The sequence below is a fragment of the Caloramator proteoclasticus DSM 10124 genome (genome assembly GCF_900129265.1).
Classification (GTDB): domain Bacteria; phylum Bacillota; class Clostridia; order Clostridiales; family Caloramatoraceae; genus Thermobrachium; species Thermobrachium proteoclasticum.
In genome coordinates this window covers 1-8,071 of record NZ_FQVG01000075.1, presented here as the reverse complement: position 1 = coordinate 8,071, position 8,071 = coordinate 1, and the positions used below count along the sequence as shown (strand labels likewise).

General features: G+C 29.0%; 9 protein-coding genes. 1 reads left to right on the top strand and 8 read right to left on the bottom strand.

Annotation, left to right across the window (positions count from 1 at the left end):
* From BUB63_RS12210 to BUB63_RS12175, 8 genes are all read right to left on the bottom strand, one after another.
* Window positions 1-323 (bottom strand): phosphoenolpyruvate-utilizing N-terminal domain-containing protein (locus BUB63_RS12210; RefSeq protein ID WP_278299033.1); only part of this gene is annotated, 323 nt, incomplete at its 3' end.
* A 108-nt stretch (window positions 324-431) separates the two neighbouring features.
* Window positions 432-1,889 (bottom strand): glycoside hydrolase family 1 protein, encoded by a 1,458-nt coding sequence (locus BUB63_RS12205; protein ID WP_073250139.1) that lies wholly within the window; start codon window positions 1,887-1,889, stop codon window positions 432-434.
* A gap of 85 nt (window positions 1,890-1,974) precedes the next feature.
* Window positions 1,975-2,238 carry an HPr family phosphocarrier protein gene (locus BUB63_RS12200; RefSeq protein WP_073250136.1) on the bottom strand — a complete coding sequence of 88 codons (264 nt, stop codon included), beginning with the start codon at window positions 2,236-2,238 and terminating at the stop codon, window positions 1,975-1,977.
* Window positions 2,239-2,265: 27 nt separating this feature from the next.
* Entirely contained in the window at window positions 2,266-2,538 is a 273-nt protein-coding gene (locus BUB63_RS12195) for a hypothetical protein (protein ID WP_073250133.1), read from the bottom strand.
* Between the two features lie 31 nt (window positions 2,539-2,569).
* Window positions 2,570-3,898 (bottom strand): PTS sugar transporter subunit IIC, encoded by a 1,329-nt coding sequence (locus BUB63_RS12190; RefSeq protein WP_073250130.1) that lies wholly within the window; start codon window positions 3,896-3,898, stop codon window positions 2,570-2,572.
* 35 nt (window positions 3,899-3,933) lie between these two features.
* Window positions 3,934-5,343 carry a GH1 family beta-glucosidase gene (locus BUB63_RS12185; protein WP_073250127.1) on the bottom strand — a complete coding sequence of 470 codons (1,410 nt, stop codon included), beginning with the start codon at window positions 5,341-5,343 and terminating at the stop codon, window positions 3,934-3,936.
* Window positions 5,344-5,361: 18 nt separating this feature from the next.
* Window positions 5,362-5,670: a PTS sugar transporter subunit IIB gene (locus BUB63_RS12180; protein WP_073250124.1), complete on the bottom strand. Its 309-nt coding sequence runs from the start codon at window positions 5,668-5,670 to the stop codon at window positions 5,362-5,364.
* 19 nt (window positions 5,671-5,689) lie between these two features.
* Window positions 5,690-6,001 (bottom strand): PTS lactose/cellobiose transporter subunit IIA, encoded by a 312-nt coding sequence (locus BUB63_RS12175; RefSeq protein WP_143290289.1) that lies wholly within the window; start codon window positions 5,999-6,001, stop codon window positions 5,690-5,692.
* Between the two features lie 292 nt (window positions 6,002-6,293).
* On the opposite strand from BUB63_RS12175, the gene BUB63_RS12170 reads away from it, so the two are divergent.
* Window positions 6,294-8,071 (top strand): sigma-54-dependent transcriptional regulator (locus tag BUB63_RS12170; RefSeq protein ID WP_073250118.1); only part of this gene is annotated, 1,778 nt, incomplete at its 3' end.

The window sequence follows — 8,071 nt, the reverse complement described above, 5'->3', positions numbered from 1 at the left end:
ATATCAGCAGTTTGTTTTAATGCATACTCTGCACAGATTGATTCTGATGATATTTGTGCTTCAACTGCACCAATAAATTCTGGGTCTTCTAACATCATAAGATGTGCTTCAAAAACCTGTGCCTTATCTTCACCTATTTTTTCTCTTACTATCTCTTTTATTTTTTCAAGTTGCTCCTTTGCAGTAGCTACAGCATTTTGTAATTTTGTAGTTTCAGCCTCTATATTATCTATAGCTCTTCTCTCTATTTCTACTTCTTTATCTACTATTACAAGTGCCTTGCCGATAGCTACTCCTGATGACGCAGCTATTCCTTTTAACATTTAGCTTCTCCTCCTTAGAATTTATGAATTATTAAAATAGTTTTCTTGTTTTGCTACTTACTAAAATTTAATTTTTATTAAATATGTTTTTAAATTTATTCACTACTTTTATTCTAAATCTTCTCCATTAGTTTCTATTACTTTTTTATACCAATAAAAGCTTTTTTTCTTCATTCTATTTAAAGTACCTCTACCTTCATCATCTCTATCTACGTAAATAAAACCATATCGCTTTTTCATTTCCCCAGTTCCCGCACTTACAAGATCAATACATCCCCATGTAGTATATCCAATTAAATCAACTCCATCTAATATAGCCTCTTTCATTTGTTTTATGTGTTCTCTTAAATAATCTATTCTATAATCATCATTAATCGTTCCATCAGTTTCTACTTTGTCAATAGCGCCTAACCCATTTTCTACTACCATTATTGGTATTTGGTATCTATAATAAATGTTATTTAATGTCCACCTTAAACCTTTCGGATCAATTTGCCATCCCCAATCACTTGCTTTTAAATAAGGGTTTTTAATACCTAATGAAATATTACCACCTATTTTTTCTTCGTTTTGGTCAGCACTCACACAATTTGACATATAGTAACTAAAAGTATAAAAGTCTACCTTACCTTCTTTAAGTATTTGTTCATCATTTTCTTGCATATTAATATTTATATTTTTCTCTTCAAAATACCTCTTTGCAAAACCTGGGTATTCACCTCTAACTTGAACATCTGAACATAAAAAATTATGTAAATTATCTTTTTGTTGAGCTAAAAGTACATCATCTGGATTACAAGTTAATGGATAAAAGCACATATAGGCAATCATACATCCAATCTTAAAATCTTTATTAATCTCATGACCTAATTTTACAGCCTTAGCACTAGCAATAAATTGATGGTGCAGTGCTTGATATCTAATTTGTTCATTATCTGTTTCATTATTTGAAATTTCTCCATTTCCATTTGGCATTATTGCTCCAGCCATAAATGTTCCCCATGGCATAGTTAACGCATTTATTTCATTAAAAGTTAACCAATACTTTACTATATCTTTATAACGTCTAAAAATAACATCACAATATCTAACATAAAAATCAACTAAATTCCTGTTTACCCAACCATTATACTTTATGGCCAAATTTAGAGGAGTTTCATAATGCGATATAGTAACAATAGGCTCAATATTATATTTTTTTAATTCTGCAAAAACATTATCGTAAAATTTTAATCCTTCTTCATTAGGTTCTGGATCATCTCCGTTTGGGAAAATTCTTGACCACGCAATCGACATTCTAAAGGCTTTAAATCCCATTTCAGCCAATAATTTTATATCTTCTTTATATCTATGATAAAAATCAACTGCTTCATGGTTTGGATAATACATACCATCTTCTATAGTAGGAGTGATTCTTCTTGGAACAGTATGTGAACCTGCTGTTAGAACATCTGCTATGCTCAATCCCTTGCCACCTTCATTATATCCACCCTCAAATTGATTTGCAGCTGTTGCTCCTCCCCATAAGAAGTCTTTTGGAAATTTTTTATCCAATTTATTTACCATATAAATCCTCCTCCCATAATATTAAGCATCAGATATTTTTAGTATCTGATGCTTAATATATAATTTTAAGATTAATAAAAATTAACTACTCACCTAATCCATTATTTATTAATTCTGTTAATTTATCCATTGCATCTATCTCATCTTCTCCACTAATTGTTATTTTAATTTCATCTCCATATGAAACACCTAAACTTAAAACAGCAAGTAAACTTTTAGCATTAACTTTTTTTTCACCTTTACTAATATATACATTACTCTTAAACTTACTTGTAAGACTTACTAAATTGCTTGCAGGCCTTGCATGCAAACCAAATTTATTGTTTATGTTTAATGTTCTTTCAACCATTTATATCACCTCACGTTGCAATTACTATTAAAGTCTATTAATAAAATCGTTTACATCTTTTATCTTAATTATTTCATTTTTTAAATATGCTCTATCAACAAATTTTGTCTTCATTTTTACTTTTACATTAATAGGGTGCATGCCTCCATTTTGTTCTAATTCTTGTAAAAATTTTTGGTATTTTTCTTGCTCACTACCTTGATATTCAATTTTTATATAATCAACAAAGTTTATTGAATATTCATATTCAATATTAAAATTCTCTTTATCTCCAGTGACTCTTATTTTATATAATTTCACCTATTTTGCCTCCTTAATTAGTGTAATATAATTATATATTCAAATATTCACCAGCACTTTCAGATTTGAGTTCTTCTTGTAGTGATATTTTATCTTGTATTTTTAAGAAAGGTAAATAAATAAGTGCTGCCATAAGTATTAATAAAACTTGTAGAAGAGCTGCTCTCCAACCACCAACAATAAAACCTGACAATATTGGTGGTGTTGTCCAAGGTATTTGTACAGCTGTAAACGGTGCTAAAAATCCTAATCTAATAGCTGTATACGTAATTATACCTGATAAAGTTGGTACTAAAATAAATGGTAACAACATCATTGGGTTAAACACTATTGAAAAACCAAATAAAATTGGCTCGTTTATGTTAAAAATACCTGGAACAATTGAAAGCTCACCTAATCTCTTTAAATGAGAAGATTTTGCTAAAAATATCATAGCTAAAACTAAACCAAGAGTCATTCCTGAACCACCAAAAGTTATAAATTGATCAACAAATTGTTGTGTTACTATATGTGCATTTTGTCCTGCTATTAATTTTCCACCTGCATTAACAATTTCTTGATTTGCAAGTGCATTTGCTTGACAAATAGGACTCATTACTCCCATTACCACAGCTGGGCCATGTATTCCAAACCACCAGAATAAAGAAATTAAGAATGGAATTGCAATTGCTCCTCCTAATGAATCTGTTAAACCTTGTAAAGGAGTTTGAAGTACTTCATATACCCACTCAATAAATGTCTTTCCAGCCAATACCTTAAATAATATATATAACAACATAGATATAATCATTATTACTAATCCTGGAATTAATGCAGAAAAAGCATTTGCTACACCAGTTGGTACACCGTCTGGCATTTTTATTCTTATACCTTTTTTGATAAACCATGAATAAACATATCCAACTAATAGTCCTATTAATATTGCTGCTATCATTCCCTTTCCACCTGTCCAAGTCTTAGGTATTACTCCACCAATTTTTTCATTTCCACTACCTGTAACATAGCTTGCAGTTACTATTAAGAAAGATACTATTCCTAATATACCAGCAGATACAGCCTCACATCCTTCATTTTTTGCATAAGTATAAGCAATTCCAAATACAGCAACTAAAGCAATTATATCAAAAGTTGCACCTACGACTTGAAACAAAGGTTCTTGCCAAGCTTGTCCAAACAAACCTTCCATTAATGAATTCCATCCATCAATTGGTATAAAAGCAAGTAATAAGAATAAAGAACCTACTAAAGTCAATGGCATAATTAACATCAATCCGTCTTTCATAGCCATAACAGGTTTTGAATTAGCAAATTTCATTATAAAAGGTGCTAATTTCTCCATAATATTTTCAAATTTTTTCATTTTTTTATTCCCCCTTTAAATATTTTTATTATTAATTAAATACTTTCTCCTCTTTCTTCAATAACTTTTTTATACCAATAAAAAGACAGTTTCTTTTTTCTTTTTAAATTATCATTATGATCAACATATATAAAACCATATTGCTTTTTAAAACCATTAAGCCAACTTAATAAATCAATAGCAGACCATGCATAATAACCCTTTATGTTCATTCCATCAGAAATTGCATCCTTTAATACTTTTAAATGTTCCTCTATATACTTAATTCTTGGTACATCTACAATTTCACCATCTATAATTGGATCTTCATCCCCTAAACCATTTTCTGTTATATATATTTTTATATCTCCATACTCTTGTTTTAACATCTTTAAACCATCTTTAAACGCTTCTGGTGAAATTTCCCATCCCCACTTTGTGTATCTTTTATCATCCATTTTTACTGTCTTATAGAATCCATCAAATGATATATTTCCTGGTGCACCAGTCGCATCCTCTCTATTTTTATATGTAGGGTTAACTTGGTCTTTGTTAATAACTACCCTTTGTGGTTGATAATAATTTAACCCAATAAAGTCATTTTTAGAAGCTGATGATTCTATAATTTTTAATTCTTCTTCAGTCCAATCTGGAATATATCCTTTTTCTTTTAAAATTTTTAATACATATTCTGGATATTTACCTTTTAAAATTGGATCATAATACCATGCAATTCCATATTGATTAGCATGATATGCTGCTATCTTATTTTCTTCTTTGTCATCAACTGAAAAAGCTGGACTAAATACATGTGTTATTCCAATTTCTCCGTATTGTTTCATTTTTTTGTATTGATCAACTACCTTTGCATGAGCAGTAAATACATTATGTGTTGCTTGAAAATATTTTTTAATGTCATTTTTTATTCCTGGTGGATGTGCTCCTGCTAAATATCCTAATGAGCAAAAAACAATTGTTTCATTAAATGTAATCCAATGTTTTACTCTATCTCCAAACCTCTCAAAGCATGTAGTTGCATATTTCAAAAATGCATCAATTGTTGCTTTATTTGTCCATCCACCTTGTTCTTCTAAAACTTGAGGCATATCCCAATGATAAAGGGTAACAAATGGAACAATTCCATATTTTAAGCACTCATTTATTACATTATTATAGAATTCTATACCTTTTTCATTTATTACACCTTTTCCATCAGGTATAATCCGAGGCCAAGATATTGAAAATCTATATGACTCTAATCCCATTTCTGCCATTAGCTTGATATCTTCTTTATATCTATGATAATGATCTACAGCAACATCTCCATTAGTACCTTCAAAAGTTTTACCTGGTATTTTTGAAAACACATCCCAATTAGAAAGTCCTTTACCATCTTCGTTCCAAGCTCCTTCAACTTGATATGCAGCTGAAGCAGCTCCAAATAAAAAATCATGTGGAAATCTCATTGTTTTCCTCCTTACATATCATTTTTTTGATATCTCTAAAGCACGTTTTAGTACCTTTTCACCATTCATCATTCCATAATCCATTGTATTAATTACTTCAACTGGTATTCCTTTAGGTTCAAAAATTGATTTTGCTTTAGGAAGCACAAATTTGACTTGTGGACCTAATAATACAACATCTGCTTCATCAACTCTTTTTGACATTTCTGATTCAGGATAAGCTTCAATTGAAACGTCAACTCCTAAATCATTAGCTGCCTTTTTCATTTTTGAAACTAACATACTTGTAGACATCCCTGCTGCACAAAATAATAAAATTCTTGTCATATTAATTCCTCCCTTTTTGTTATTTTATTATTGATTTTAATTCTTTTCTTAATTTAATAATTTCTACAATTAAATTTTTCTCAGAAATTGCTGTCATTAAATGATCCTGGGCATGTATAAACAACAAGGAAATTTTAATATTTTCTCCTTCTGCTTCTTTTTGTAACAACTGTGTTTGAACCGCATGAGCTTTTGAAATAGCTTCATTAGCTTTTTCAATTAAACTATCAGCTAATTCATAATCAGCGACACTTGCTTTATTAAGTGCCTCATATGCATAAGTTTTAGCATCGCCTGCATGAATTATTATTTGCATTACTATTTGTTCCATTTCCAATTAAACCAACTCCTTTATTCAATGATGTCGTTTTATACTATGCAATAAATATGCCAAACTCTAAATTTGATTATAATTTTGATTTTTTAGATTATTTGTTTTCTTGTGTTTATATGTTTATAAAAGTGTTTTTATTTGTTTTTATATAGTGTTTAATTTTTTATTTTATTTGATTTTATTGTTTGAATAGTGTTTTCGTTTTTAAACTCTCTATAGAAATCTTTTTTAAATTGTATTATAATTTAAAAAAGATTTTATATTTTTTTAAAAAAGGGGTTGGGAATAAATGAAAAATAAAGACATTATATATAATAAGTTAGTTGAATTAAATAATGAAAATGGTATAGATGCTCAAACATTAGCATCAATTCTAAATATGTCCAGAGCCAATGTAAGTCATGAATTAAACAAACTTGTTAAGGAAGGAAAAATTTACAAATCAAACAGTAGACCTGTTTTATTTTATCTAAATAATCATCTGATTCAAAAATCTAAACATTCAATACTGGACGAAATTGCTAAAAACAGTATTAGTTTAACTCAAGCTATTGAACAAATAAAAGCAGCAATCCTATACCCTCCAAAAGGAATGCATTGTTTAATTTTAGGTGAAACTGGTGTAGGTAAATCAATGTTTGCTTCTTTGATGCATAGTTATGCCATTGAAATGGGGGTAAAACCTGCTCAGTCTCCATTTATTACTTTTAATTGTGCTGATTATAGTAATAATCCTCAGCTTTTAACCTCTCATCTATTTGGTGTTAAAAAAGGTGCATATACTGGTGCAGAACACGATAAACCTGGATTAATAGAACAAGCAAATGGTGGCATATTGTTTTTAGATGAAGTTCATAGACTGCCTCCTGAAGGTCAAGAGGCCCTATTCACATTTTTAGATACAGGAACATATAGACGTATAGGAGATTATGAAATTAGGCAATCTGAAGTTTTAATAATTTCAGCAACAACAGAAAATCCTGATTCAGCTTTATTAAAAACTTTTACACGACGCATACCCATGGTTATTAAAATTCCTTCACTACGTGAACGAACTATAGAGGAACGTTTATATTTAATTAAAACTTTTTTCAAACAAGAAAGCATTAGATTGGGAAGAGAAATTTTTGTATCTTTAAATACCATTAGAGCACTTTTATCCTATGAATGTCCAAATAATATAGGACAGTTAAAAAGCGATATACAACTTCTTTGTGCTAAAGCGTATTCAGAATTTTTAACTAATTTAAAACGTGATATTCGTATAACAAGTAATAATCTACCTGCTTATATTAAAGATGGACTTTACAAAGAAAAACAACATAGAATTTTATGGAATAAATTAGTAGGAGATGAAATAGAATTTTTTAGGTTTTCCTCTAATACAGATAATCAAATACCAGTTTTCGGTAATAGCGACAGTAAAATATATAATATTTTAGAACAAAAACTAATTAAGCTAAAAGCAAAGGGAATCTCTAATATAGACATTGAAAACATACTTGAAAAGGATATATATAGATATTTCGAAAAATATGTAGATGGAATAACTGATGATATGAATAAAAAGCACTTAGCTACTATTGTTGGAAAAGAAATATTAGAGCTTGTCGATAATATATCAGATTACACAAATTCTAATCTTAATTATAAATTAAATAACAATATGTATACAACCCTGTCCTTACACATTGATACTTTAATAAAACGAATTTATAGTAATAAACCTATAATAAATCCTCAGATTAATAAAATCAAACAACTATATCCAAAAGAATTTGAAGTCGCACTTGGAATAAAAAATATTATTGAAAAATTTATTAATCAAAGTATACCAGAAGACGAAGCTGGTTATCTAACAATTTTTTTAATACCTGAAGAAAAATCTCTAAATAATATTTCAGATAAAGTAAAAGTATTAATAATATGTCATGGTTCAGGAACCGCTACATCAATGGCAGAAGTAGCAAACAAACTACTTAATGTTGATTATGTTATTGGAATAAATGCTCCATTAGATGTTAGTCCATCAGAAGTGCTGGAAAGTGTAAAAAAAACAATACTAAA

What these genes read in the sequence shown, in the direction of transcription:
- BUB63_RS12205 (WP_073250139.1), bottom strand. Translation starts at nt 1,889, where the DNA reads ATGGTAAATAAATTGGATAAAAAATTTCCAAAAGACTTCTTATGGGGA.
- BUB63_RS12180 (WP_073250124.1), bottom strand. Translation starts at nt 5,670, where the DNA reads ATGACAAGAATTTTATTATTTTGTGCAGCAGGGATGTCTACAAGTATG.
- BUB63_RS12190 (WP_073250130.1), bottom strand. Translation starts at nt 3,898, where the DNA reads ATGAAAAAATTTGAAAATATTATGGAGAAATTAGCACCTTTTATAATG.
- BUB63_RS12175 (WP_143290289.1), bottom strand. Translation starts at nt 6,001, where the DNA reads ATGGAACAAATAGTAATGCAAATAATAATTCATGCAGGCGATGCTAAA.
- BUB63_RS12200 (WP_073250136.1), bottom strand. Translation starts at nt 2,238, where the DNA reads ATGGTTGAAAGAACATTAAACATAAACAATAAATTTGGTTTGCATGCA.
- BUB63_RS12185 (WP_073250127.1), bottom strand. Translation starts at nt 5,343, where the DNA reads ATGAGATTTCCACATGATTTTTTATTTGGAGCTGCTTCAGCTGCATAT.